We start from the raw sequence: 26,012 nt of genomic DNA on the forward strand, positions 1-26,012 counted from the left end.
ATGTTCCTTCGCGGTTTCCGGCGGCGGACCGACAGGCCCGCCCCGGAACTGGTCGCGCTGTTCCGCTCGATCATCGACGAGGGCAGGCAGGTCCACCCGATCGCGGGCGACTTCCTGGAGCACTTCATGGACGGCGCCGGCGCCTCCAGGACGATGTCGCTGCGCTGGCTGCGCTCCTTCAAGGCGATCCAGCGGGCCGAGCGCAAGAACCACCGCCGGTTCGAGCGGCAGCTCGAACGGGAGGCGAGGAAGATGCGCGACGGCTCCTCGACCTGGGTGCACGACCACTGGGACGCCCGGATCAACGCGTTCATCGGCACGGAGCTGTTCTATGTCAGCCGGATGAGCCTCCTGCGCTCGGAGGGCTCGTTCACGCTGACCCGGACGGGAGCGGAGACACGGGTGTCGGGAACGGTCCGCCACCATTGGTTCGATCCCTACGACTGGGATCGCGGCCGATGGGTCTACATCCCCAAGCACGGGTTCGTCCCCATCGCGGTCGGCCGCGAGCTGGTCGCCGTCGACGAGGCGCGCAACTTCCTGATGGAATCACGCCATGTGCAGACGCTGGAGGGCACCGTCCGGGAGGGCGGCCGGTGGCGAGGGCGCGGCTGGGCGGAGTTCGAGTGGTCGCTGGTGAGGAGGGCGGGCCGATGACCACGGACCGGTCCGGTCCACCGGCTCCTCCGGGTCCGCGGGAGGACGGCACGACGGCGGACTTCGTCCGGTCGCTCGTCCTGCTGCGGCGGTGGGCGGGCGAGCCGTCGCTGAGCAGGCTCCGCGCCCTCGGCGGCCAGATCGTGTCCTCCGACGGGACCACGATCGACGCGCTGCCCAAGAGCACGACCTCGCACGTCCTGCGGCAGACCGGCAAGCTGCCCCGCTGGGACTTCGTGAAGGCGTTCGTCACCGCCTGCCTCCGCAACGGCGACCATCCGGCCGAGCTGATCCCCGGGGAGCTCCAGCGCTGGCGGGCGGCCAGAGACGTGCTCGCCGGGTCCTCCCCCGGCCCGGTGCCGGAGGAACCGGCGGCGCGGGAAGAACCGGCCGTGCGGGAAGAGGCGGCCGTGCGGGAAGAGGCGGCCGTGACGGTCGGCGCGACGGTCCAGGCGGAGCGGACCATCGTCCGTGCCGAGCCGGACCAAGCCCTGGAACTGCTGGCGCGCCGGGTGGTCCGCGAGGAGGACAGAGCGCGCAAAGGCCTGCTCGGCGGCTACAGCATCGCGCCGGTCTCCTTCGGACCGGACACGGGACCGCTCCCCCGGGACGCCGCGGCCGAGGTGGCGGACGACCTCTCCTCGATCGGCCGCGTCTTCACCGGCCTGCCCTCGAAACGCCTGCTCGTCGTGGGCGAGTCGGGGGCGGGCAAGACGGTCCTCGCCATCGAGCTCGTCCTGCAGCTCCTGGAGTCCTTCATGACGTCCGGCGGGCCTGCGGACGGCCGCGCGATGGTGCCGGTACGCCTGAACGCCGCCCGGTGGACCCCGGGCACCCCGTTCGAGTCATGGCTGAGCGAGCAGCTGGTGCAGGACTTCGGGCTCTCGTCCGGGGACGCCGAGCGGCTGGTGCGGGACCGCCGGGTGCTGCCGGTCGTGGACGGGCTGGACGAGCTGGACCCCGAACCCGCCACCGGCCCGCCCCGCCGCGCGATCGGGCTGCTCACCGAGCTCAACCGGTACAGCGACTTCTCCGGACGGCGGCCCGGCGCGGCCGTGGTGACCTGCCGGGCCGACCGCCACGCCGAGCTGTCGGAGGCGCGGGCCGGGCTCGACGGCGCGGTCCGGATCCACCTGCACGACCTGACGATCGAGCAGATCGACACCTACCTGCGCGCCCGCTGGCCGGACGGCCACCCGCACCGGACGGGCCGGGACGGCATCCTCGCGGCCCTGTCGGGCCCGGCGGGCAAGGCGGTCCACACCGCCCTGGCCACCCCGTGGCGGCTGCTGCTGACCGCGACCGCCGTGGAGTCCGGCGCCGACCCGGCCGAGCTGCTCGGCGCCGACCCGGCCGGCGACCCCTACACCGAGGCATCGCGGATCACCCGCAGGCTCCTGGACGCCTACATCCCCGCGGCGACCCGGCTGACGCCCCGCACCACCCACGGGGTCCCCTACCGTCCCGAACAGGTGCGTTCGTGGCTCGTGCGCCTGGCCGCCCACCTCCAGTGGCAGGCCGCCCAGACGGACCGGCCGCCGTCCGGCCTGACGGCGATCGACATCGTCCCGCACCTGCTGTGGCCGATCGGCGGCCGGCGCCGGATCCGGGCCCTGCACGGCCTGTGCTGCGCGGCCCTCGCGGTCGTCGCGATGCTGGCGTTCTGGACGGGCTCGGCCCTCGACCGTCCCGGCGACCCGCTCGGCGTCCCCGTCCCGGAGGCGGGGCTCACCCTGGCGCTCATGGCGGGCTGGGTGGCGACCGCGACCGGCCTGGCCCTGTCGCCGTGGCCGACCGCCGCCGGCGGGCGCACCAGCGTGCCCTACCGGCGGCGCGTGACCGGCGGCCTGCTCGGCGCCCTCGCCGGCGCCCCGGCCGGCGTGCTGGGCGGACTGACCGGGTTCGCGCTGACCGGCGGCGACGTCTTCGGTCCCGCCTTCGCCGCCGCCGCGGGCGCGACCGGCGGCACGGTGTTCGGGGCGGTCATCGGGCTGACCGCGATCGGGCGGCGGGGAGCCGAGCGCCTGACCGTGCCGGAGGCTGTCCGCGCCCAGCCGCTCACCCTGCTGGGCTTCGGCCTGTGCGGCGCCCTCACCGGGCTGCCGCCGGTCCGCCTCGCCCACGCCGACCCGCTCCCCCTTGCCGCGGGGGTCGCGGGCGCGTTCGCCCTGGCCGTCGCGCTCGGCATCACCTTCAAGATCGCCACGGGCGGCTGGAGCAAGGACGCCGAGCTGGCCCACCCCCGCGAGGCCCTGCACCGCAACCCGATGATCGGGGTCGCGTTCGGCCTCACCGGCGGCGTCGCGGCCTTCCTGGTGTTCGTGATGAACCAGGACGTCCTCACGTCCCTGGCCTGCGCGCTCATCGGCGGCGTGGCGTTCGGCCTCGCCTTCGGCGCGATCGCCTGGTCCCGCACCATGATCGGCCTGATCGTCGCGGCCGCCCGCGGTCTGCTCCCGCTGCGGCTGTGGACCTTCCTCGACTGGGCCTGCGAGGCGAGGCTGCTGCGCGTCAGCGGTGCCACCTACCAGTTCCGGCACCGCGAACTCCAGGACTACCTCACCGCCGCGGCGACCACCGATGGCGACCGGCCCCGCGGCGGCGCGCACGACCTTTCGGTGCCCTGAGCATCGCCGGCCGTCGCCAGAACTGTCACCGTCGCGCCGATGCCGCGATGTCCCCCCTCTGCGGTAATATCGAACGTATGATCGAACGCCACGGGGTACTCCCAGCCGCCGTCACTGCGATCACCAGCTCCCCCTCCCACCAGCGACCCGTCGTCATGATCACCTGCGGCGCGGACGGGCCGCCCCAGGTCTGCGTGCCCGACTGGGGCGAGTTGCGCGCCGTCGACGACCGGCACCTGCGCGTGGCGGTCTGGCCGACGGACCCCACGGCGGTCAACCTGGACGGCGGCGCGCCCGTCCTGCTGATCGTCACCGCGCTGTCCGACGTCTATCTCGTGCGCGCCACCCCCCGGCGGCTGGTCAACGCCGCCATGGTGTGGGCCCACTACGAACTCACGATCACCTCGGCGCGGATCGCCGACCGCGGCACCACCCCGCGCCTGGAGCCCGACCGCGCCGAGGCGGGCGAGGAGTTCCTCGCCGCGGGGCCGGCGAGGACGGACGACGTGCTGAGGAGGAAGGTCGCGGCGTTCCGGGCCCGCCGCCGCAGCTCGCGCGGGCGATCCCCCTGGGCCGCCCCTCCGGCGGCCGGAGGGCGGGGAGATCATCGTTGCACCGAAGGCGCACGCCGCTGACCGGGGGGGAAGCGCCTCGGTCACCGACCGGCCGCCCCCGCCCGCGGTCAGTCGTCGAGGTCGCGGCTGAGGCGGTGGAGGCGGAGGGCCAGCTGCACTTCGAGCGTGTGATCCGGGCTGTTCCAGTCCTTGCCGAGGAGGCGCTTGACCCGGTCGAGGCGCTGCGTGACGGTGTTCGGGTGGATGTGCAGCCGCTTGGCGCTCGCGACGAGGCTCTGCCCGGTGGCGAAGTAGGTGTCCAGCGTCTCCATCAGGACGGTCGAGCGCTGCTCGTCGTGCTGGATGACCGGGCCCAGCGTCCGCATCACGAACCGGGCCGCGGACGCGCCGTCGCCGAGGAGCAGACCGGCGTAGCCGAGGTCGTCGGCCGTGGCGGCGGAGCCGGTGCGTTCGAGCCGGAGCAGCGCCTGGGCGCAGGCCAGCGCCTCGGCGTAGGCGGCGGGCAGGTCCGCCGGGTCGTCGACCGGCCCCGCGGCGCCGACGGTGACCGGCGACCTCAGCCGCGTGGTCATCGACCGCGAGATCTGGCGGCCGGTGAGCGACGGGTCGTCGGAGGGGATGACCAGCACCGCGAGACCGTCCCGCACGGTGCTCAGCCCGTCGCGGGCGGCCGCGAGGTCGGACGCCACCGAGGCGAGGCTGTGCCGTTTCTCCGCCCGGATGTGCGCGACGACGACGGCGTGCCGCTTCTGCGGCTGGTAGCCGATCCGCAGGGCGCGCTCGGCCAGGGAGGAGTACGTGCGCGGGTTGGGCGTGAGCAGGTCGTCCAGCAGCTCGCCGCGCACCCGGGCCTCGGCGGCGGCCAGGTTGCGGCCGAACAGCTGGAGCAGCGAGGCGACGACGGCCGCCCGCCCGAGCAGGCGCCGGTCCAGGTCGCCGACCCCGGCGGGGGCCGCCGGCGGGGCCCAGACCAGGGTGCCGAGGTTCTCGCCGCCGGCGACGAGGCCGGTGGCCCAGTACGTCCCGTCCCGCGTGACGCCGGAGGAGCCGCCCGGCCGGCCGCCCGCCGCGACCGCCATCGCCTGGAGGGCCTCCGGCGGCGCCCCGGGCGTCCAGGCGACGGGCGTCTGGAACTCGTCGAAGATGGCGAGCACGCCGCCGAGCTGGTCGCCCACCGCGGTCACGACCTCCTGGACACCGCCGCCGCGCAGCACGATGTCCATGCTCTGGTCGTGCGCCGCGACCGCCCGCTCCTGGTCGACCGTCCGCTGCCGCAGGGCGGTCAGCGCCCGGTCCTTCTCGTACCTCTCCCGCGCCCGGTCGATCGCGGACGCGGCGAGGTCGGCGAAGGAGCCGAGCAGGGCGATGGCGTCGTGGGAGAACGGCCCCGGCGTGCGGTTGGCCCCGAAGAGCACCCCGATGACGGTGCCGGTGCGCAGCGGCACGCCGACGATCGACACCTGCCGCTCCGCCCTGACCGAGGCGTCGACGTCCGGATCGTGCGCCAGGCGCTCGTCGCTGAAGTAGTCGGGCGTCGAGAACGGCGTGCCGGTGGCGGCGACCCTGCCGCCGACGCCGGCGCCGAACGGGATCCGGACGTCCTTCCAGGCCGAGGACGTCGCGCCGACCATCACCCGCATGCAGGTGACGCGTTCCTCGTTGTCGTTCAGGCTCAGATAGGCCATGTCGCAGCCGAGCAGCCGCTGCGCCTGGCTCACGATCAGGGTCAGGATCGTGTCGGGGTCGCTGCGGTCCTCCGCGAGCTCCTTCGCGCACTCGACCAGCGCCCGCTGCTGTTCCTGGCGGGAATGCCGCTTCTCCAGCGTGTCGCGAAGGTGGAGGGCGAGCGTATGCTCCGCCTGGAGGTCCGCTACCTCGGCGGAAGAGGCGGCTTCCGCCACCATGCGGTTCAGGACCTCGTCGTAGAGGGGCAGCGGCGCCCCGTCGACGAGAAGCCGGAGAAAACTGGGCCTGTTCACACCTTCTCCCGTCAACGCGGTACACGCCACTATAACTAAGCGCATAGTCAGCCGCTAGGATGCGGACGTCAGGGGCCGCCGCGGACCGCGTCCGCCGGGCCCGCCGAGCGGCATCGGTACCGTGCCGGGCACGTGAAGGAGGCGAGGGTCGCGGATGGCCAAACGGCAGGCCAGGTTCACGGCACAGGACCTGGCGGACGATCCCCGGCTGCAGGACCACTCCCCCGATCTGTGGCGCGCCGAGCTCGGCACGGTGCAGCGGAACCTGCTGACCTCGGCGGTGCGCTGCTTCGCCGCCAACGGCTTCCACGCGACGACGACGCGGGACATCGCCGAGGGGGTCGGGCTCAGCCCCGCGGCCCTCTACGTCCACTTCCCCTCGAAGGAACTGGTCCTGTTCGAGATCATCCGGGTCAGCCACGAACGGGTCCTGTCGCACGTCCAGGATCCCGCCATCCTGGCCCTGGAAGGGGCGGCCGACCGGCTGCGCGCCATCGTCTCGGCGTACACGATCTGGCACGCCCGCCATCACGTGGCGGCGCGCGTCTGCCAGATCGAGCTGACCGGGCTGACGGCCGAGCACTACGAGGAGATCCTGGAGCTGCGCCACCGGACCAACGAGTTCTTCCGCGACGCGGTCGCCCGCGGGGTCGGCGACGGGTCCTTCGCGGACGTCGACGTCAAGCGGGTCGCCCGCGCGATGCTCTCGCTGAGCATCGACCTCGTCCGCTGGTACCGGCTCGACGGCCCCGACTCGCCGGAGCAGCTCGGTGATTTCTACGCCGAACTCGCGCTGAAGCTGGTCGCGAAGTAGGCCGTTCCCCGTCCCGTCCCACCTGTTGACAAGCGACCGCCGCGACGCTAACTATGCGCTTAGTAAGCACCAGCTCCCGCCGCGGTGCCGGAGGTTCCATGCACGGTCTGATGCAGGACCGGTCTCTCGACGTCCCCGTCCTCATGCGCCGCGCCGAGCGGATGTTCGCGCACAAGCGGGTCGTCACCGCCACCGCCGACGGCGAGACCACCGCCACCTGGGGGCAGGTCGTCGCCCGCGCGCGCCGGCTCACCGCCGCCCTGGACGTCCTCGGCGTGCCGCGCGGCGCCCGCGTGGGCACGTTCGCCTGGAACTCCCAGCGCCATGTCGAGCTCTACCTCGGGGTGCCGAGCGGCCGCCGGGTGCTGCACACCCTGAACCACCGGCTGTTCGCCGCCGAGCTGACCTACATCCTCAACGACGCCGAGGACGGCGTCCTGTTCGTCGACCGCTCCCTCATCGCCACGGTGTGGCCTCTGGTGGAGAAGGCCCCGGCCGTCCGGCACGTCGTGCTGATGGACGACGGCGGCACCGAAGAGGTACCGGACGACCCCCGGATCATCGACTACGAGGCGCTCCTCGCGGAGACGCCCGGCGAGGCACCGCCCATCGCGATCGACGAGAACGACGCCGCGAGCCTCTGCTACACCTCGGGCACGACCGGGCGGCCCAAGGGCGTGCTCTACAGCCACCGCTCGATCGTCCTGCACACGCTGCTGATCCTCGGCACCGACAACTTCGGGATCGGCGAGCGCGACGTCGTGATGCCGATCGTGCCGATGTTCCACGTCAACGCGTGGGGCCTGCCCTACGCCGCGGCGCTCGCCGGCGCCGACCTCGTGCTGCCGGGCCCCGCGATGAACTCGGCGGCGCTCGCCCGCCAGATGTCCGGGCACCGCGTGACGTTCACGGCCGGGGTGCCGGCGATCTGGCGCTCCCTCCTCCCGCTGATCGGGCAGGTCGACGTCTCGTCGCTGCGCAAGGTCGTGTCCGGGGGCAGCCCGGTACCGGACGCGCTCGCGCGGGAGTGGCACGAGGCGACCGGCGTCCCGCTCAGCAGCTCGTGGGGCATGACCGAGACCAGCCCGGTGGTGGCCTCCGCCCGGCTCGCGACCGTGCACGACGGGCTCGACGCGGGCGCCCGGCGGGCGATACTCGCCGCTCCCGGCCCGTCCCTCCCGCTCACCGAGCTGCGGCTGGTCGGCGAGGACGGCGGCCGCGTCGACCACGACGGCACGACGCCCGGCGAGCTCCAGGTGGCCGGGCCCACGGTCGCGTCCCGCTACTTCGGCGCCGATCCGGGCGAGTCGCAGTTCACCGAGGACGGCTGGCTGCGCACCGGCGACGTCGCGACCATCGACCGGTACGGCTACGTCCGCATCGTCGACCGCACCAAGGACATGGTGAAGTCGGGCGGCGAGTGGATCTCCTCCGGCGCCCTGGAGAACGAGATCATGGCCCACCCCGACGTGGTGGAGGCGGCGGTCATCGGCGTGCCGGACGCCCGGTGGGGCGAGCGCCCCCTCGCCTGCGTCGTCCTCGCCCCCGGGCGCGACCTCGACGCGGCGGGCCTGCGGGAGCACCTGACCGGCCGGGTGGCCTCCTGGTGGATCCCCGAGCGGATCCGGATCCTCGCCGAGATCCCCAAGACCGGGACCGGCAAGTTCTCCAAGACGACCCTCAGAGAGCAGTTCGCCGCACACCAGCAGGAGCAGCATGCCGACGACCAGTAGCCCGCCCCATCCCCTGCCCGCCGCCGTGACCGTCCGGGAGGAGGCGTCGTGACGTCGAACCTGACCTTCGACTTCACCGGCCGGACCGTCGTCGTGACCGGCGCCGCCCGCGGCGTCGGGCGGGCCGTCGGGCAGCACTTCCGGGACGCGGGCGCGACGGTGTACCTCGTCGACTCCGACGCCGAGGAGGTCAAGCTCGCGGCGGCTGAGACCGGCGCGACGGGGCTGGTCGCCGACGTCTCCGACACCGCGCGGGTGAACGAGGTCGTGGAGCGGGTCGTCGCGGAGTCCGGCCGCATCGACGTGCTGGTCAACAACGCGGGCATCCTGCGCGACGGCGTGCTGTGGAAGCTCACGGACGAGGACTACGAGGCCGTCATGGCGGTCCACGCCGGCGGAACGTTCCGGTTCACCCGCGCCGCGGTCCCCCACTTCCGGCGGCAGGGCGGCGGGCGCGTCATCAACGTCACCTCCTTCACCGGGCTGCGGGGCAATCCCGGGCAGTCCAACTACGCCATGGCCAAGGCCGGCATCATCGGCTTCACCAAGACGGCGGCCAAGGAGCTCGCGCGGTTCGGCATCACGGTGAACGCGATCTCGCCCAACGCGCAGACCCGCATGATCGACTCCGTCCCGGCCGAGACGCTGGAGCGGCTCACCGCCTCGATCCCGATGGGACGCTTCGCCGACCCCTCGGAGATCGCCGGCGCCGTGGCGTTCCTCGCCTCGGCCGAGGCCTCCTACATCACCGGCGTCGTGCTGCCGGTGGACGGGGGTATCTCAGTGTGACGCGGCCAGGTCCCGGCATCCACAACCGCAGGAGGCAACATGTCCACCAAGGCGAGCACTGTGCTCAGCGACTTCGCCTTCCTGGAGGCGCCGCGCTGGCGTGACGAGCGCCTCTGGTTCTCCGACTTCTACACGCACCAGGTGTACTCGGTGCGCGAGGACGGATCCGATCTCCAGGTGGAGGCGGACGTCCCCGAGCAGCCGTCCGGGCTGGGCTGGCTTCCGGACGGCCGGCTGCTCATCGTCTCCATGCGCGACCGCAGGATCCTGCGGCGCGAGGCGGACGGCTCGCTCGCCGTCCACGCGGACCTGAGCGGGCACGCGGCGGGCCACCTCAACGACATGGTCGTCGACGCCGAGGGCCGGGCGTACGTCGGCAACTTCGGCTTCGACCTCATGAACGGCGCGCCGCTGGAGCCGGCGGCCCTGCACCGGGTGGATCCGGGCGGCGAGGTGACCGAGGTGGCGGACGACCTCTGGTTCCCCAACGGCAGCGCGATCACGGCGGACGGCGTCCTCGTCGTGAACGAGACGTTCGGCGACCGGATCAGCGCGTTCGACGTGACCGGGGACGGCCGGCTCGTCAACCGGCGCACGTGGGCCCGGTTCGGGCCGCTGCCGACCGACCGGTCCGTCGAGCGGATGCTGGCCAGCGTCTCGGTCGCCCCGGACGGCGCCTGCCTGGACGCCGGCGGCGGGCTGTGGGTGGCGGACGCGCTCGGCGCCCGGCTGATCCGCGTGACGGACGGCGGCGAGATCACCGACGAGCTGAGCCTCGGCATCAACGTCTTCGCCTGCGCGCTCGGCGGCTCCGACGGCCGCACGCTCTTCGCGTGCGCCGCGCCCGACTTCCATGAGCACGCCCGCAAGGCCGCCCGGGAGGCGGAGCTGCTCGCCATCCGGGTGGCCGTGCCCGCGGCCTGACGCACGGCGCGCCCGGACCGCACGATCAGGACCGGCCTGACCCGCGCGTTCGCGGGTCAGGCTGGGGTGTCGACGGGTTCTTTGGTTTCGGGTGCGGGTTGGTCGGGTGTGGGTGGGTGGCGGGTGGTCAGGAGGTGGCGGGCGGTGCCCCAGATGCCGCGGCGGAACAGCAGGACGATGACGATGAAGATGGATCCGGTGACGATTCCGGTTTCCTGGAATCCGGCGGTGGCCAAAAAGTCCTGGAGTTGGACGACCAGGGCCGCGCCGATGGCGCCGCCCCACAGGGTGCCGATGCCGCCCAGGATGACCATCATCACCGCCTGCCCGGAGGTGGTCCAGTACACCCCTTCCAGGGAGGCGAAGCCGTGCCCGACCGCGAACACGCCCCCGGCCAGGCCCGACAGCCCGGCCGACAGCACGAAGGCCAGCAGCCGGTACCGGTCGACCGGATAGCCCAGGGCGCGGGCGCGGGCGGGGTTGTCGCGGATGGACACCAGCACGCGCCCGAAGGGTGACCGCACGATCCGCCAGGCGACCCAGAGTCCGGCCAGGACGAACGGCAGGCCGGCGTAGTAGAAGTAGAACGGCTCGGACAGATCGACGCCGAAGAACTCTCTGGGGATGCCCTGCAGGCCGTTCTCCCCGCCGGTGACCTCGCGCCATTGGTTGGCCACGAAGTACATCATCTGCGCGAACGCCAGGGTGACCATGGCGAAGTAGATCCCGGTCAGCCGGACCGACAAGAACCCGATCGGCAGCGCGAGAAGGGCTGCGAAGCCGGCGCCGCCGGCGATCGCGACCGGGAACGGCAGCGGGGTGTGCAGCGCGATCAGGCCGGTGCAGTAGGCCGACCCGCCCCAAAACGCCGCGTGCCCGAACGACAGCAGCCCGGTGAACCCCAGCAGCAGGTCGACCGCGGCGGCGAACAGCGCCCAGCAGACGATGTCCAACGCCACCGGCGGATAGATCATCCACGGCAGCGCCAGCGCCGCCACCAGCCCGACCGCCAGCAGCAAGGGTCCGGCCCGGCCCGAGCGGGCCAGCCTGGCCAGGATCATCGCAGCGCCTCCTCACGTCCAAACAGCCCGGCGGGACGCCACAGCAGCACCGCGGCCATCAAAATGAACACCAGCGTCTGCGACAGCGAGGGCACGTAGTAGTTGCCCAGCGCCGACAGCAACCCCACCGCGAACCCCGCGGCGACCGACCCGAACACCGACCCCAGACCCCCGATCACCACCACCGCGAACACCGTGATGATCAGATCGGCGCCCATCAGCGGGTTCACCGCCCGCATCGGCGCCGCCAACACCCCCGCCAACGCCGCCAGCGCGATCCCGAACCCGAACACCGGCGTCACCCACCGCCCCACATCGATCCCCAGCGCCCTCGTCAGCTCGGGCCGCTCGGTCGACGCCCGCACGATCATCCCCACCCGGGTCCGGGTCAGCACCACCCACACCGCTCCGCACACCAGCACCGACACCCCCAGCACGAACACCTGATAGGCCGGATAGGTGAACAACCCCAGATTGAGCGTGCCGCCCAGCTGCGACGGACGCGGATAGGGCTGGGAGTTCACCCCGTACTGCCGCTTCATCACATCCTGCAAAATCAGCGCCAGCCCGAAGGTGAACAGAAAGTTGTACAGCGGATCCAGCGGCGTCAACCGCCGCACGAACAGCCGTTCCACGATGATCCCGGCCACCCCGAGTAGGGGCGGCACCAGGATCAGGGACACCCAGAAGTTCAACCCGAACGAATCCAGCGCGATGAACGCCCCGAACGCCCCCAGCATGTAGAACGCGCCATGCGCCAGGTTCACCACACCCAGCATCCCGAAAATCACGGCCAGACCGAGGGCGAGCAGGGCGTAGAACGCCCCACCCACCAACCCGTTGAACGCCTGCTGCAGCACGTCGCGCCCGCCTACAGCTTGCAGGCAGCGTCCGGCTGCGGCTGGAACGCCTCCGCCGCCGGAACGGTCTTGAGGACCTTGACGTAGTCCCACTCCTCCTTGACCTCGCTCTTCGGCTTCACCTGCCCGAGGTACGCGTCGTGCAGCAGCAGGTGGTCCTGGGCGCGGATGGTGGCGTTGCGGGCGAACAAGTCGTCGAACTTGTATCCCTCTAGCTGCTTGACCACCTCGTCGGACTTGTCGGTGCCGCCGCGCTGCACGGCCTCCAGGTACTGCAGGGCGGCCGAGTAGTTGCCGGCCATGTTGGAGGTCGGCCGCACACCGACCTTGGCCTGGAACTTGTCGGCCCAGGCGCGGCTCCTGGCGTCGAGGTTCCAGTACCACATGTCGGTGTAGCGTGTGCCGGCCAGCGCGTCCGGTCCGAGCGAGTGGATGTCGCTGATGACCAGCAGCCCGACGGCGAGGCTGACGCCCTTGTCGCGCAGCTTGTACTCGTTGTACTGCTTCACCAGGTTGACCAGGTCACCGCCCGCCTGCATCGTCCCGAGCACCTGCGGCTTCGGCTTCAGACCCGGCGCCTTCAGCAGGAACGTGGAGAAGTTGTCGTTGGGGAACGGCGTCGGGTCGCTCTTCACGACGCTGCCGCCCGCGGCCTTGATGGCGGTCGAGAACGTCCTCTGCATGTCCTCGCCGAACGCGTAGTCCGGGTAGACGATGTACCAGTTCTTGCCGCCGTCCTTCGTCACCTCGGTACCCGTGCTGTGGGCCAGCATGTAGCTGTTGTAGCCGTAGTGGAAGGTGTACTTGTTGCACTGCTTGCCCTCCAGCTCCGTGCTGGCGGCACCGACGTCGATGAACACCTTCTTCTTGTTCTTGGCGATCGTGGCGACGGCGAACGCGGCCGAGGACGTCGGCACGTCCAGGATCACGTCGGCGTGCTGGCGGTCGTAGAGCTCCTGCGCCTTCGAGTTGGCGATCTCCGGCTTGTTCTGGTGGTCGGCGGAGAGCACCTCGATCTTGTCGGTGACCGCCTTGTCGCCGTACTTGGCCTTGAAGTCGGCGACGGCCATCTTCACCGCCTCGACCGACTTGCTGCCCGAGGTGTCGGCGTAGACGCCCGACGCGTCGTTCAGGACCGCCAGCACCACTCCGTCGTCACTGATCTTCCCTCCGCCGCCGCCCGGCCCGCCTCCGCACCCGGCCAGCAGCAGCCCCGCGGCCACCAGGCCGCCGCTCCACCCCTTGACTCTCATTCCGCGTCTCCTCTGATCTCCAAGAACTCGGCCGTGGTCAGATTCCGAGGTAGTCGAGCAGCTCGTGCTCTCGCTCGCGGACCTGGTCGCGGTCCAGCGACTCGACGATCCGCCCCTCGGCGAGCAGATAGTGACGGTCGGCGACGGTGGCGGCGAAGTGCACGTTCTGCTCGATGAGCAGGACGGTCACGCCCGCCTCCTTCACCTCACGGAGGATCTCTCCGATCCGCTGGACGATCAGCGGGGACAGGCCCTCGGTGGGCTCGTCGCACAGCAGCAACCGGGCACCCGTCCGCAAAACCCGGGCCAGCGCGAGCATCTGCTGCTCACCGCCCGACAACTTCGTCCCGGGGAACCGCCGCCGCTCCCGCAGCATCGGGAACGTCTCGTACACGCGCTCCAGCGACCAGGGATCGGGGCCCATCACGGGCGGCAGCGTGAGGTTCTCCTCCACCGACAGCGACGCGAAGATGCCGCGATCGTCCGGGACGTAGCCGAGCCCGCGGCGGGCCAGCCCGTGCGGGGCGCGGCCGGTGATGTCGGCGCCGGACAGCGAGATCGTGCCCGCGATCCTGCCGTGGGCGCCGTGCAGGCCCATCAGGCAGCGCAGCAGCGTGGTCTTGCCCGCGCCGTTGCGGCCGACCAGCGTGACGATCTCGCCCTGGTCGACGTGCAGCGACACCTCGCGCAGGGCTTGGGCCTCGCCGTACCAGGCGGACAGTCCGTCAATGCGCAGCATTGGAGTCTCCCAGGTAGGCGGTGACGACCCGCGGGTCGTGGCGGATCTCCGCGTACGGACCCTCGATCAGCACCTTGCCGTGCTGAAGGACGGTCACCCGGTCGGCGAGACTCGCCACCACGTTCATGTTGTGCTCGACCAGCACCACCGTGCGGCCGGCGCGGATCTTCCGGACGAGCTCGATGGTGCGGTCGACGTCCTCGACGCCCATGCCCGCGGTCGGCTCGTCGAGCAGCAGCACCTTCGGGTCCAGGGCCAGGGCGAGCGCCAGCTCCAGCGCCCGCTTGCTCCCGTACGACAGCGAGCCCGCCGGGACGTCGCCCTGCCCGGACAGCCCCGCCTCGTCGAGCAGTTCCCCGGCGCGCGCGGCGAAGCGGCTGAGCGCCTTGTCCGAACGCCAGAACCGCCAGCCGAGGCCGGTCGGGCTCGCCAGCGCCAGCTCCAGGTGCCGGCGCGGGGTCAGCTCGGCGAACAGGCTGGTGATCTGGAACGAGCGCGCCACCCCCAGCCGGGTGATCGACTCCGGGCTGCGCCCGGCCAGCTCGTGCCCGTCCAGCCGGACGCTGCCCGCGCTCGGCTTCAGGAACCCGGTGAGCAGGTTGAACAGCGTCGTCTTGCCCGCGCCGTTCGGGCCCACCAGCGCGTGCACGCTGCCCTCGGCCACGTCCAGGTCGACCTCGTCCACGGCACGGAAACCGCGGAACTCCCGGACCAGCCCCCGCGCCGTCAGGACGGGGACCGCCCCGTCATGGGCGACACCATCCTGAGCGGCCCCGCCCGGAGCGGCGCCTTCCGGAGCGGCACCCTGCCCGCCCTCCGTGGGACCACCTCCCATGCGCCCTCCTCACGCGTCATGGCGTGACCCGGGCCACACCGGGGACGCCGTGACCGTGAACGCTAGGCGGCGGCCGGGGGGTGAACCAGGTGACCTGGACACACATTCGGGCGGCCTGATATGAGGCGGCGCACACCGCGCGCTCGATCGGCGGGAGAAAAGGCGTCCTGGCTGGGCGTTCCCGGAGGTCCGGCGGGCACCCGGCGGCGGCTTCATGGACGGAGCCACCACAGGATTCCGGTGAACAGTGTGCTCGCCGACGTGGCTCGCCCCGCCGCCCGTCGTTCAGCATGGCAGTCCACGGGTCTGACCGACTGACCGACGAAGCCCGTTCCCACCCCCAGGGAGCCGCTCATGCCGTTCCTCCGCAGATCCCCCGTTCTCCCGGCCCTGCTGGGGTCGCTGCTGGCGGTTCCGCTGGCCGTCGCGGTGCCGTCCGCCCACGCGGACGCCCGCTGCGCCCACATGAACCGGGTGCGCGTCCCCGGCGCGGTGCATCAGGTCGCCGCCTGCCTGGACGACCTGACCACCGCCGGCACGGTCGCCTCGGGCCACACCGACAAGTCCGACTGGGAGGGATTGCACTCGGCGGCCACCCGGAACCCGAGCGGAGTGCCGGGGATCCAGATCGACGGGTACTTCCGCGACGACTCCTCGTTCAACACCACCCACGGTTGGAACCACGACTCCCAGTTCGTGATCCGCCTTCCGAAGCGGTGGAACGGCGGGCTGGTGGTGTCCGGGGCGCCGGGGACCCGCCGCCAGTACGCCAACGACTTCACCATCTCCGACTGGGTGCTGTCGAAGGGGTACGCCTTCGCCTCGACCGACAAGGGCAGCAACGGCAACCAGTTCTACCGGGACGGCAAGCGGCCGGGGGACGCCGTCGCGGAGTGGTACCGGCGGATGATCCAGGTCACCGTGGCCGCCAAGACGACGGTGGCCCGCCACTACGGCAGGCGCCCGACCAGGACGTACGCCGCGGGCATCTCCAACGGCGGCCAGATGGTGCGCTGGGCCCTGGAGAACCACCCCGAGTTGTACGACGGCGGGGTGGACTCCGAAGGCACGTACTGGCCGCGCGACAACGGGAACAACGCGCTGGTCTACCTGCCGGAGGCGCTGCGCAACTACCCCGCCTACGCGGCGACGGGCGACCCGAAGGCGCACGCCGCGATGTTGAAGGCCGGCTTCGCCCCCGGCTCGGAGTTCCTGTGGGACTTCAACTACCGCTTCATCTGGGACAACACGCAGCGCATCTACCGTGAGGAGGTCGACCCGGCCTACGACGGCGACCTGGAGGCGGGCATCCCGTACTGCGAGAGCGGCACGCCGAACTGCGACACCGACTACCGCTACTACTCGCGCCCGAGGAGCGTCCACCGGACGGTGGCGCGGCTGGGCATGACCGGCCGCATCGGCAAGCCGATGATCACGGTGCAGGGCACGCTGGACACCCTGCTTCCGATCAAGGTCCACGGCGACGCCTACGCCCGGAAGATCCGTGCGCAGGGCCGGGGCGGGCTGCACCGCTACTACCGGATCGAGGGCGCGTCCCATCTCGACCTCGAATACGACCTGTTCCCCGGCAGGATGCGGCCGCTGCTCCCCTGCATGCGGACGGCCTTCGAGGCCCTCGAACGCTGGGTGGGCCCGGGTGGCGGTCAGGCGCCCCCGCCCAGCGCCACCATCCCCCGCCAGACCTCCGGCGACGTGGTCAACACCTGCGCCATCGGCTGACCGGAGCGCGGGAGAACGCGCCCGGCGGGCCGCCGGGACCCGGTGGCCCGTCAGGGTACGCGGTCCGGCCGGACGGGGCCGTCCCCCCGCCCTTCCTCCCGTGGCGGGGACTCCCGTCCGGCCAGCCCGTCGGCCTCGGCGCGGATGAGCCGGCGGACGATCAGGGCGGACCGCGACGGCCGCCCGTCCCGCCGCTGCGTCAGGCACAGCTGGACGGGCGGCGCGTCGCGCACGGGGAGCCAGACCAGCTCGGTGATGTCCGCCGACGTGTCGAAGCGGGCGAGGATGCCGAGCCCGGCCCCCCGGCCGACCATCACCTTCACGGTGCGCGCCGACATGGCCTGGACGACGACGTCGGGATCGGCCATGTGCCGGTGCAGCATCTCCCACAGGACCGTGCCCGCGCGCATGGTGACGATGGGCCAGGTCTCCAGGTCGCGCCAGTGGACGTGGTCGCGTCCGGCCAGCGGGTGGTCGGTCCGCACCCAGACCCCGACGGCGGCGGACACGAGCGGGATCCGGCGCAGCCCCGGGGCGGCCGGGCTCACCGGCGTGGTGACCACCCCGAAGTCCAGCGTCCCGTCGAGCACCGCGGCCTCGATGGCGGCCGAGGCGCCCTCGTGGACGGTGAACCGCAGCCCCGGGTGCCGCTCCCGCAGCCGGCCGACCACCGGCGCGATGATCGTCTCCGCGGTCACCGAGACGCCGCCGATCCGGACCCGGCCGTGGTAGGCGGCGCCGGACTCCATGGCCGACTCGCGCACCGCGTCCTCGGCCGCCACGAGCCGTCCGAGCGGCTCGATCAGGGCCTGGCCGGCCGCCGTCGGACGCACGCCGTGCCTGCTGCGGGTGAGCAGGACGACGTCGAGCTCCTCCTCCAGCAACGCGATCTGCTGCCCGATGGTGGGCTGGCTCACGCCGCACCGCGCCGCCGCCGCGCGCAGCGACCCGGTCTCGATCGCGGCGAGGAAGTACCGCGCCCGCTCCACCCGCACCGGGCCACTATAAAGGTAAAAGCTTTCACCCGTGAGCTCTGATCACGTCTTCCCCGCAGCCCAGCGACAGGGCATGTTGACGTAAGCCCGATCTCCGGGCCGGCGATGCCGCCGACGTGAAAGGAATCCCCAGTGCCCGACGGTCCGCTGAGCGGAGTGCGCGTCCTGGACGTCTCGACGATCCTGGCCGGCCCCCTGGCGTCCTCGCTGCTCGGCGAGTTCGGCGCCGAGGTGATCAAGATCGAGCATCCCGCCGACGGCGACCCGGCGCGCCGGTACCCGCCGCTGGAGGACGGCGAGTCGGCGGCCTGGTCGATGCTGGCGCGCGCCAAGCGGAGCGTCACGATCGACCTGCACCACGCCGAGGCCGCCGCCCTCGTCGGCCGGCTGGCCGCGTCCGCGGACATCGTCGTGACCAACTTCCGCCCGGCGACGCTGCGGCGGTTCCGCATCGACTTCGACGACCTCCGGGCGTACCGGCCCGACCTGGTCATGGTGCACGTGAGCGCGTTCGGGCGCACCGGCCCCTACGCCGACCGCCCCGGCTTCGCCCGCGTCGCGGAGGCCTTCGCGGGCCTGACCTACCGCACGGGCGACCCGGAGCGGCCGCCGGTCTTCGCCGGATACCCGGTGGCCGACGGCGTCACCGGCATCTACGCCGCGTTCGCGGCCATGCTCGCGCTGCGCCAGCGGGACCTCACCGGCGAGGCCCAGCTCGCCGACATCCCCCTCTACGAGCCGCTGCTGCGGATGATGGAGGACTTCGTCGTCGAGTACGGCGCGACCGGGGAGAACCGCGAGCGCCAGGGCAACCAGAACCCCCACATCAGCCCCAACAGCCTCTACCGGACCCGCGACGGCCGGTGGCTGGCCCTGCCCGCCTCGACCGAGCAGATGTGGCGCCGGCTGATCAAGGTCATGGACGCCGCGGACCTCGCCGTCCACGACACCATGACCGCCCGGCTGGAGCACCGCGAGGAGATCGAGGCGCGGGTCGCCGCCTTCGTCGCGGCCCACGACCTCGACCCGCTGATGGCGCTGCTCGACGACGCCGGGGTGGCCGCCGGACCGGTGAACTCGGCGGCGGACATCTGCGCCGACCCGCACATCCGCGCCCGCGGGTCGGTGGTGGAGGTACGGGACGAGCGCACCGGGCGCCGGCACCTCATGCAGGCGCCGGCCGGCCGCTTCTCCGGCTTCGGCGGCACGATCGGCCGCACGGCGCCGGCCCTCGGCGAGCACACCGCCGAGGTACTGCGAGACCTCGCCGGGCTCGGGGACCCGGAGATCGACGACCTGCGCCACCGCGGCGTGGTCTGACCGAGAAAGAACCGCCCATGAGCATGGCAACCCTGTCCATCATCATCCTGGTCGCCCTCTTCGCGGCGACCCTGATCCCCGCGTTCGACCTCGGGCTGGGCGCCCTCGCGGCCGCGTTCCTGATCGGCCTCGCCGCCGATGTCGCCACCGACGACGTGACGGGCTTCTTCCCGGCCGACTTCTTCGTGCTGATCGTCGGGGTGACGGCACTGTTCGCCGTCGCGCATCTGAACGGGACCCTCGACTGGCTGCTCGACCTGCTGCTGCGGCTGGTCCGCGGCCGGCTGGTGCTGATCGTGCTGGTCCCGTTCGTGATCGGCGCGGTGCTCACCGCGGTCGGCACCCTGCCGGCCGCGGCGACCGCCATCGTCTCGCCGATCGCGCTCGGCTTCGCCGCGCGCTACCGGATCTCGCCGCTGATCGCGGCCGTCCTCGGCGTCACCGGGATCATCAGCGGGCTGCTCTCGCCGCTCGCCGTCTACGGCGTCACGGCGCGCGAGCTGAGCGAGAAGCAGGGCCTCGGGCTGCCCGGCTCGGCACCGGTGACCTTCCTGCTCGGCGGCCTGGTCACCGGGCTGGTCGTGTGCACGGCCCTGCTGGTCGTCGGCACCCGGACGGGCGCCGTCCCGCCCGGCCGGATCTCCGGCGCGCCCCGTCCCGCCACCCCGGAGGGCACCGCACCGGACGACCTCGCCCCGGACGACCCCGCACCGGGCGGCGGCGGATCCGGCGGCGGCGGATCGGAGGCTCCGGGGGCGGCGCCGGTCTCCACCGCCAAGGGCGGGACGGCGACGGTCGTCTCCACCCCGCCGGCGGAGACGGCCGATCAGCCCCCCGGCGTCCGCGCCCTCACGATCGGCGCCCTGCTCGCGGTCGTCGTCCTCTCCGTCGGCTGGGACATGCACGTCGGCTACCTCGGCGTCACCGCGGCGCTGCTCCTGCAGCTGGCGTTCCGGCTGCCGTCCGGCGAGATCGTCTCCCGGATCCCGTGGAACGTGGTGCTGCTGATCGGCGGGCTGCTGACCTACGTCGGCCTGATGCAGCACCTGGGCGCGTTCAAGCAGATCAGCGACATGCTCAGGGTGGACGGCTCGCCCCTGCTCAGCCTGCTGGTGCTCTGCTACATCGCCGGGGTCACCTCGTTCGCCGCCAGCTCCATCGCGGTGTTCGTGACCACGATGCCGCTGCTGCCGCCGCTGGTCGCCGACGGCGTCTCCCCGGTCGGCGGGGTCCTCGCGCTCGCGCTGGCGTCGGTGCTGGTCGACATCAACCCGCTCGGCATCACCGGCGGCCTGATCCTCGGAGCCGCCGAACCCTCGGCGCGGCCCCGGCTGTTCCGCCAGCTGCTCATCTACGGGCTCGTCTCGATCCCCATCGCGCCGTTCCTCACCTGGCTCGCCTTCGGCTGGTGGTGAGCGCCGGGGCCCGCGGCGCCGGCGCCGCGGGCCCCGGCCGGCCGGCTCACCCGGCGGACGCCGCCGTGATCTTGGCGGGATTCATCATCCACAGGACCCGGTCGATGCGCGGGCCGGAGGCGTCGACGGCGAGGACGGTGAACAGCTCGCCCTCCCGGTGGAGCAGGGCGGCCTCCTGCCCGTTCACGTGGGCCCACTGGACGTCGACCCCGTCCCAGAACCGGTCCGCGAAGGCCCGGACGTACTTGGCGACGCGGAACGCCCCCACCACGGGGAAGCGCGAGGCCCGGACGGCGCCGCCGCCGTCGGAGTAGCTGATCACGTCCGCCGCGAGGATCGCCTCCAGGGCGGTGAGGTCCCCGGTGCGGGCGGCGGCGACGAAGGCGGTCAGCAGCCGCCGCCGCTCGGCCCCGGTCACCGGGGCCCGCCGCTCGGACCGCAGGTGCTTGCGGGCCCGGCTGACGAGCTGCCGGACCGCGACGTCGCTGACCTGGACGATCTCGGCGATCTGCGGATAGGGGTAGTCGAACGCCTCCCGCAGGACGTAGGCCGCGCGCTCGGTGGGCGAGAGCTTCTCCAGAAGGAACAGGATCGCCAGGCTGAGGGCCTCCCCGCGCTCGGCGCCGAGGTGCGGGTCGGCGCCGGTGTCGACGGGCTCGGGCAGCCAGGGGCCGACATAGGTCTCGCGGCGGACCCGCGCCGACCGCAGCACGTTGATCGCGAGCCGGGTGGTCGCCGTCGCAAGGAACGCGGCGGGCTCGGCCACGGTGCCGCGGTCGGTGGTCTGCCAGCGCAGCCAGACGTCCTGCACCAGGTCCTCGGCCTCGGTGGCGCTGCCCAGCATCCGGTACGCGATGCCGAACAGGCGCGGCCGCACGCCGGCGAACACCGCCGCGGCCTCGCCGAGATCGTCCCGTTCTGCCGGCCCGATGCCCCCCACGATGATCCCCCCGTCTCGCTGGTAGCCGGACACCTCCGATCCTCTCCTACCCGCGAACGGCTCCCGGCAGGGCACCGGGCCCTCCCGGACGACGGCTCGGGGCTCAGCCTGCCTCGTCCCCGACGGCGTCGAGGATGCTCGCGACCACGGCGTCGGGCCGGGACACCGCGATCGCGTGCGAGCCGCCGGGGATCTCCCGGGTTCCGCGCGAGGAGGCGCGTTCGGCCATGAACCGCACCGCCGCCGCGGGGATGTTGAGGTCGCCCTCGCCGATGACGAACCACGACGGCCTGGTGCTCCACGCCGGCTCGCTCGTGCCGAGCCCGTCGGTCAGCGCGCGCTCGGTGACCGGGCGCTGGGTCGACGCCATGAGGGCCGCCTCGCCGGCGTCCACATCGGCGCAGAACTGCCGGTGGTACTTGTCGTCGGCGATCCGGACCTCGTTGCCCCCCGTGGACACCGGGTACGCGACCAGCGCGCTCGCCAGGGTGCTGCCCTCGAACTTGCCGGACAGCAGCAGCGCGCTCTCGCCGGGGTCCGGGGCGAACGCCGCGACGTAGACCAGCGAGCGCACGGCCTCCAGGCCCGCCGCCGCCTCGGTGATCACCATGCCGCCGTAGGAGTGGCCGACGAGGACGACCGGCCGGCCGATGCCGTCGATCACGTCGCGCACGTAGGCGGCGTCCCCGGCCAGGCCGCGCAGCGGGTTGGCGACGGCGACGGCGGGCAGGCCGCGGTCGTGCAGGCCCGCGATGACGCGGTTCCAGCTCGCCGACTCGGCGAAGGCCCCGTGGACCAGGACGACGGTGGGCCGTTCGGTGCTGCTCATGGCTTCTTCCCTTCGGTGTCGTTCCGCCCGGACGTCCTCCGGGCGCCGTCCGGGCGGGCCGCGCTACCTGCCGGCGCCGCTCGCCAGCCAGTCGGCGTACTTGATCTCGCCGAGCGTCGCGCCGTCGCCCGGCACGAGGTCGCCCTCCCGCATCTCGGCGCCGAAGTAGTGCGCGTGCGGGTCGGTGACGATCCGGCGCGGGTCGTCCCACGCCGTCAGGGCGTCCCGGAAGAACTCGTCCATCCGGAACCGCTCGGGGCCGCCGATCTCGACCGCGCCGTTCAGCGGCGAGCCCACCGCCACCCTGCCGACGTTCTGGGCCACCTCGTCGCCCGCCATGGGCTGGAAGAGCACCGGCGGCATCCGCACCGCGTCGCCGTCCGTGGCCTCGTCCGCGATCCGGCGGGCGAACTCGAAGAACTGCGTCGCGTGCACGATCGAGAACGGGATCGGCGAGTCCTTGATCAGCTCCTCCTGGGCGACCTTCGCCCGGAAGTAGCCGATGTCGGGCCGCCGCCCGGTGCCGACCACCGACAGCGCGACGTGGTGGCCGACCCCGGCCGCCTCCTCCGCGGCCAGCAGGTTGCCGGTCGAGGTCTCGAAGAACTCCAGCACCGCGGCGTCCTCGAAGGACGGCGAGTTGGACACGTCGATCACCACCGACGCGCCGTCCAGCGCCCCGGCCAGCCCCTCGCCGGTGAGCGCGTTGACGCCGGTGTTCGGCGCGGCCGCGACCGCCTCGTGGCCGTGCTCGCCGAGCCGCGCCACGAGCTTGGAGCCGATCATGCCGGTACCGCCGATGACCACGATCTTCATGAGAGACCTCCCGTCCGCCGGGGGCCTCCGTCGCCGCCCGGTCGCCAGCTATGACCGGGCACCTCCTCCGCCTGTGACAGGTTCGGGAGATCTCTCCAGAGATCGGTCAGCCGCCGAGGACCCCGCGAAGCCTGCGCGCGAACGCCTCGGGCTGCCCGGCGTAGCCGAACTCGCCGTCGAGGAACCCGCCGTGGTGGCTCGGGAACACCTCCGCCCGCTGGCCGAGCAGCTCGGCCATCGCCACCGACGTGCGCCCGGTGAAGACGCCCTCGGACTCCTCGCCCACCGCGATCACGATCCGCGTGGGCGCCGCGGCGAGGGCCCCGGCATCGGGCCGGTGGTCGCTGACCGCCCACGACCGGTCGGAGAGCAGCGGATCGTCGCGCGAGCCGTCGTCCTCGGCCAGCATCCCGAACGCGGCGGGGTCGGGCGCGGGCTGCTCGAAGTAGGCGTCGGTGAACTCGCCCCGCCACGACGTCATCGCGATGAAGGCCGCCATTCCGGCACCCCAGCCCCCGCCCTCGTAGGCGTCGCGGACGCCGGCGCGGGCGCGTTCGGCGGCCTCGGCGTCGGGGAGCACCGGGATGAGGGGCGGCTCGTGCGCCACCAGGACGGTCACGTCCTCGGGGTGCGCCGCCACCAGGGCGAGCGCGGTCACCGCGCCGCCGCTGCTCGCGAACATCTCGACCGGACCCGCGCCGAGCGCCTCGATGAGCGCGTGCACGTCGGCGGCCTGGGTCTCGGGCACATGGTCGTCCCGGCCGTCCGCGCGCGTGCTGCGGCCGAGGCCGCGCGGGTCGTAGGCGACCACGGTGCGATCGGGGAAGTGCGAGGCGAGCGCGCGGAATCCGGTGGCGTCCATGGGCTGGCCGATCATGACGAGCGGCGGGCGCACGTCCTCGGGGCCGTGGACGTCGTAGACGATCTCGGCCCCGGCCGTCTGGAGCTTGTGAGTGTTCATGGCCGTACTGACCTGCGCCGACCCGGAAACTCATCGGCGGAACCGGACCGCCGGCGGGCGCGTCCGAGGTGCACGCGGGAACGGCACGCACGCTCCCGGACAGGGGCACCTTCCCGCGAGAAGGGAGCACGGTGCCCAGTTACCTGCAGACACTCCCGCTCCACACGATCACCGAGGTGTACGGCGAGGCGGGGCTCCGCGACCGGTTCGCCCGCGAGATCCTCCGCTTCCGGGAGCCGGACTGGCGGCGGCTGAGCACGGCGCTGGCCCTGGCCGGCGACCTGCACCGGCAGGACCGCCGATCGCGCGAGCCGGTGGTGAACCACCTGCTCCGGGTGACGCTGCGCGTGATGTGCCACTACGAGGTGGACGACGTGGACCTGCTCGTCGCCTGCCTGCTGCACGACTCCGTCGAGGACCACCCGGCCGACCTGGCCGGCGAGGGGCACGACGATCCCGCCGGGGCGGCGCTGGACGTCCTCGCCGGGCGGTTCGGCCCGCGCGTCGCCGGCCTCGTCCGCGCCGTGACCAACCCGGCCTACGACCGCGACGGCGACGTCCACGCCCAGTACCGCGCCCACGTCACCGCGAGCCTGGACCGCCATCCCGCGGCGCGGATCATCAAGGCGTCGGACTTCACCGACAACGGCGTCGGCCTGATCCACACCACCGGCCCCAAGGTCCGCAAGCTCGCGCGCAAGTACCGGCCGCTCGTCCCCGAGCTCAAGGAGCTGATCAACCGCCCGGACACCCCGCTGCGCGACCGGATCAAGCGGCACATCACCGGCCAGCTCGACCGCGCCGACGAGCGCTTCACCGCCATCCTCCAGGGCCACGCCGCCTGACCCGGGCCGCCCCGACAGTGGGCGCCACGCGTCAGTTCTTCACCTTGCCGGGGCCGGCGAACCCGAACAGGTAGCCGGCCACCTTCCGCATCTGGACCTCCTCGGCCCCCTCGGTGATCCGGTAGCGGCGGTGGTGCCGGTAGATGTGCTCGAACGGGGTGTGGCGGGTGTAGCCGAGGCCGCCGTGCACCTGCATCGCCCGGTCGGCCGCCTCGCACACGAACCGGTTCGCCCGGTAGTTGCACATCGACACCCGGTCGCTGATCTCCAGGTGCGGGACCCGGTCCAATTCCCAGGCCGTCTTGCGGACGAGGCCGCGCAGCATCTCCGCCTCGGTCCGCAGCTCGACCAGGGGCCACTGGATCGCCTGCCGGGTGGCCAGCGGCCGCCCGAACGTCAGCCGCTTGCGCGCGTACTCGACGCTGCGGTCGATGCAGTACTGCCCGGCGCCGACACCGGACGCGGCCTGCCGGATGCGGTTCTCGTGCACGAACGTCTGTGCGACGGCGAGCCCTCCGCCCTCGGCGCCGAAGACCGCCGAGCCGGGCACGCGCACGTCCCGGATGGTGACCTCGGCGTGGTCGGTGGGCATGTTCAGCGTCCACCAGTGGAAGTCGACGGAGAACCCCGCGGCGTCGGCGGGCACGAAGAAGGCCGTGATGCCCCGCGCGTCCCCGGGCTCGCCGGACGTCCGGGCGAACACCACGTCGTGGGTCGCCGAGTGCATGCCGGAGTTGAAGCGTTTGGCCCCGTTGAGGACCCAGTCGCCGCCGTCCCGGACGGCCGTGGTCTCCATCCAGGTCGCGTCGCTGCCGTGGTCGGGCTCGGTGAGGCCGAACCCGATCCGCTTCTCCCGGGCCAGCATCGGCTCCAGGAACTCCTCCTTCTGCTCCGGCGTCCCGTACTCCAGCAGCATGTGGACGAACGGGAAGTTCCCCACGACCGACGACTCGTTCTGGAGATCGTTGTGGAGCCCGAGCCCCCGGTGGGCGAGATGCTCGCGTATCACCGCCATATCCAGGTTCGTCCCACCGGAGCCGCCGACCTCCTCGGGCAGCCCGTAGCGCAGCCAGCCCGCGGCGTCCGCGCGGCGGAACATCTCGCCGAGCAGCTCCTCCCACTCGGGACGCGGGACGCCGCCGTTCTCGAAGTCGGTGCGCGCGTACTCGCGGCGGTGGTCGAAGAAGCGCTCGTTGTCGTCCCGCGCCTGGAGCGGGAGGATCTCGCGCTCGATGAAGGCGTCGAGGTCGGCCAGGAGCCGGATCAGGTCGTCGGGCAGAGCAAAATCCACAAATCCTCCTGAAC

The 26,012-nt window shown here is 72.7% G+C and carries 23 protein-coding genes; 11 read left to right on the forward strand and 12 right to left on the reverse strand.

Annotation, left to right across the window (positions count from 1 at the left end; translation table 11 throughout):
* The 3 genes from K8Z49_RS16630 to K8Z49_RS16640 all read left to right on the forward strand — a co-directional run bounded on the left by K8Z49_RS16630 (position 1) and on the right by K8Z49_RS16640 (position 3,919).
* Positions 1 to 657 (forward strand): hypothetical protein, encoded by a 657-nt coding sequence (locus tag K8Z49_RS16630; RefSeq protein ID WP_021598884.1) that lies wholly within the window; start codon positions 1 to 3, stop codon positions 655 to 657.
* Positions 654 to 3,284, forward strand: a complete 2,631-nt coding sequence (locus K8Z49_RS16635; RefSeq protein WP_412519571.1) for an NACHT domain-containing protein — start codon at positions 654 to 656, stop codon at positions 3,282 to 3,284. The genes K8Z49_RS16630 and K8Z49_RS16635 overlap by 4 nt, the downstream gene beginning before the upstream one ends.
* 77 nt (positions 3,285 to 3,361) lie before the next feature.
* Positions 3,362 to 3,919 (forward strand): hypothetical protein, encoded by a 558-nt coding sequence (locus tag K8Z49_RS16640; protein ID WP_021598500.1) that lies wholly within the window; start codon positions 3,362 to 3,364, stop codon positions 3,917 to 3,919.
* Between the two features lie 47 nt (positions 3,920 to 3,966).
* On the opposite strand, the gene K8Z49_RS16645 is transcribed toward K8Z49_RS16640, so the two are convergent.
* Complete coding sequence (locus K8Z49_RS16645) at positions 3,967 to 5,838, reverse strand: helix-turn-helix domain-containing protein (protein WP_021598501.1); 1,872 nt, start codon at positions 5,836 to 5,838, stop codon at positions 3,967 to 3,969.
* Between the two features lie 154 nt (positions 5,839 to 5,992).
* Between K8Z49_RS16645 and K8Z49_RS16650 the strand changes: the two genes are divergently transcribed.
* The 4 genes from K8Z49_RS16650 (at position 5,993) to K8Z49_RS16665 (ending at position 10,098) form a co-directional block, all read left to right on the forward strand.
* Entirely contained in the window at positions 5,993 to 6,652 is a 660-nt protein-coding gene (locus K8Z49_RS16650; RefSeq protein ID WP_021598502.1) for a TetR/AcrR family transcriptional regulator, read from the forward strand.
* A gap of 98 nt (positions 6,653 to 6,750) precedes the next feature.
* Complete coding sequence (locus K8Z49_RS16655; protein ID WP_021598503.1) at positions 6,751 to 8,385, forward strand: long-chain fatty acid--CoA ligase; 1,635 nt, start codon at positions 6,751 to 6,753, stop codon at positions 8,383 to 8,385.
* Positions 8,386 to 8,433: 48 nt separating this feature from the next.
* A complete protein-coding gene (locus K8Z49_RS16660) occupies positions 8,434 to 9,174 on the forward strand; it encodes an SDR family NAD(P)-dependent oxidoreductase (protein WP_021598504.1) in 741 nt (246 codons plus the stop codon).
* A gap of 39 nt (positions 9,175 to 9,213) precedes the next feature.
* Entirely contained in the window at positions 9,214 to 10,098 is an 885-nt protein-coding gene (locus tag K8Z49_RS16665) for an SMP-30/gluconolactonase/LRE family protein (RefSeq protein ID WP_021598505.1), read from the forward strand.
* Positions 10,099 to 10,154: 56 nt separating this feature from the next.
* On the opposite strand, the gene K8Z49_RS16670 is transcribed toward K8Z49_RS16665, so the two are convergent.
* The 5 genes from K8Z49_RS16670 to K8Z49_RS16690 are packed head-to-tail and all read right to left on the reverse strand — an operon-like array spanning position 10,155 to position 14,846.
* Positions 10,155 to 11,159, reverse strand: coding sequence for a branched-chain amino acid ABC transporter permease (locus K8Z49_RS16670; RefSeq protein WP_412519151.1), 1,005 nt, complete (start codon positions 11,157 to 11,159; stop codon positions 10,155 to 10,157).
* The gene (locus K8Z49_RS16675) at positions 11,156 to 12,019 is read right to left on the reverse strand and encodes a branched-chain amino acid ABC transporter permease (RefSeq protein WP_111829747.1); all 864 of its coding nucleotides are present in this window, start codon (positions 12,017 to 12,019) and stop codon (positions 11,156 to 11,158) included. The genes K8Z49_RS16670 and K8Z49_RS16675 overlap by 4 nt, the downstream gene beginning before the upstream one ends.
* An 11-nt stretch (positions 12,020 to 12,030) precedes the next feature.
* Entirely contained in the window at positions 12,031 to 13,272 is a 1,242-nt protein-coding gene (locus K8Z49_RS16680; RefSeq protein ID WP_021593800.1) for an ABC transporter substrate-binding protein, read from the reverse strand.
* A gap of 37 nt (positions 13,273 to 13,309) precedes the next feature.
* A complete protein-coding gene (locus tag K8Z49_RS16685) occupies positions 13,310 to 14,011 on the reverse strand; it encodes an ABC transporter ATP-binding protein (RefSeq protein WP_021593799.1) in 702 nt (233 codons plus the stop codon).
* Positions 13,998 to 14,846, reverse strand: a complete 849-nt coding sequence (locus K8Z49_RS16690; RefSeq protein ID WP_083598553.1) for an ABC transporter ATP-binding protein — start codon at positions 14,844 to 14,846, stop codon at positions 13,998 to 14,000. The genes K8Z49_RS16685 and K8Z49_RS16690 overlap by 14 nt, the downstream gene beginning before the upstream one ends.
* 354 nt (positions 14,847 to 15,200) lie before the next feature.
* Between K8Z49_RS16690 and K8Z49_RS16695 the strand changes: the two genes are divergently transcribed.
* Positions 15,201 to 16,586 carry a tannase/feruloyl esterase family alpha/beta hydrolase gene (locus K8Z49_RS16695; protein WP_412519576.1) on the forward strand — a complete coding sequence of 462 codons (1,386 nt, stop codon included), beginning with the start codon at positions 15,201 to 15,203 and terminating at the stop codon, positions 16,584 to 16,586.
* Between the two features lie 50 nt (positions 16,587 to 16,636).
* Here the strand turns inward: K8Z49_RS16695 and K8Z49_RS16700 are convergent, their stop codons facing one another.
* Positions 16,637 to 17,581 carry a LysR family transcriptional regulator gene (locus tag K8Z49_RS16700; RefSeq protein ID WP_075024819.1) on the reverse strand — a complete coding sequence of 315 codons (945 nt, stop codon included), beginning with the start codon at positions 17,579 to 17,581 and terminating at the stop codon, positions 16,637 to 16,639.
* Positions 17,582 to 17,713: 132 nt separating this feature from the next.
* Between K8Z49_RS16700 and K8Z49_RS16705 the strand changes: the two genes are divergently transcribed.
* Together K8Z49_RS16705 and K8Z49_RS16710 are read left to right on the forward strand one after the other, a co-directional pair.
* Positions 17,714 to 18,901: a CaiB/BaiF CoA transferase family protein gene (locus tag K8Z49_RS16705; protein ID WP_021593795.1), complete on the forward strand. Its 1,188-nt coding sequence runs from the start codon at positions 17,714 to 17,716 to the stop codon at positions 18,899 to 18,901.
* 17 nt (positions 18,902 to 18,918) lie between these two features.
* On the forward strand, positions 18,919 to 20,316 hold the full coding sequence (locus tag K8Z49_RS16710; RefSeq protein ID WP_250357271.1) for an SLC13 family permease: 1,398 nt from the start codon (positions 18,919 to 18,921) through the stop codon (positions 20,314 to 20,316).
* A gap of 46 nt (positions 20,317 to 20,362) precedes the next feature.
* Here K8Z49_RS16710 and K8Z49_RS16715 read toward each other — a convergent pair whose 3' ends face one another.
* The 4 genes from K8Z49_RS16715 to K8Z49_RS16730 all read right to left on the reverse strand — a co-directional run bounded on the left by K8Z49_RS16715 (position 20,363) and on the right by K8Z49_RS16730 (position 23,862).
* The gene (locus K8Z49_RS16715) at positions 20,363 to 21,289 is read right to left on the reverse strand and encodes an RNA polymerase sigma-70 factor (protein WP_021593793.1); all 927 of its coding nucleotides are present in this window, start codon (positions 21,287 to 21,289) and stop codon (positions 20,363 to 20,365) included.
* 70 nt (positions 21,290 to 21,359) lie between these two features.
* The gene (locus tag K8Z49_RS16720; protein ID WP_021593792.1) at positions 21,360 to 22,085 is read right to left on the reverse strand and encodes an alpha/beta fold hydrolase; all 726 of its coding nucleotides are present in this window, start codon (positions 22,083 to 22,085) and stop codon (positions 21,360 to 21,362) included.
* A gap of 63 nt (positions 22,086 to 22,148) precedes the next feature.
* Positions 22,149 to 22,901 (reverse strand): SDR family oxidoreductase, encoded by a 753-nt coding sequence (locus K8Z49_RS16725; RefSeq protein ID WP_021593791.1) that lies wholly within the window; start codon positions 22,899 to 22,901, stop codon positions 22,149 to 22,151.
* A gap of 106 nt (positions 22,902 to 23,007) precedes the next feature.
* A complete protein-coding gene (locus K8Z49_RS16730) occupies positions 23,008 to 23,862 on the reverse strand; it encodes an alpha/beta fold hydrolase (protein ID WP_412519580.1) in 855 nt (284 codons plus the stop codon).
* Between the two features lie 131 nt (positions 23,863 to 23,993).
* On the opposite strand from K8Z49_RS16730, the gene K8Z49_RS16735 reads away from it, so the two are divergent.
* Entirely contained in the window at positions 23,994 to 24,707 is a 714-nt protein-coding gene (locus K8Z49_RS16735) for an HD domain-containing protein (RefSeq protein ID WP_021593789.1), read from the forward strand.
* A gap of 31 nt (positions 24,708 to 24,738) precedes the next feature.
* On the opposite strand, the gene K8Z49_RS16740 is transcribed toward K8Z49_RS16735, so the two are convergent.
* A complete protein-coding gene (locus K8Z49_RS16740; protein WP_111829941.1) occupies positions 24,739 to 25,998 on the reverse strand; it encodes an acyl-CoA dehydrogenase family protein in 1,260 nt (419 codons plus the stop codon).
* Positions 25,999 to 26,012 lie beyond the last annotated feature (14 nt).

The sequence above is a fragment of the Actinomadura madurae genome (assembly GCF_047130825.1).
In the GTDB taxonomy this organism is placed as follows: Bacteria; Actinomycetota; Actinomycetes; order Streptosporangiales; family Streptosporangiaceae; genus Spirillospora; species Spirillospora madurae.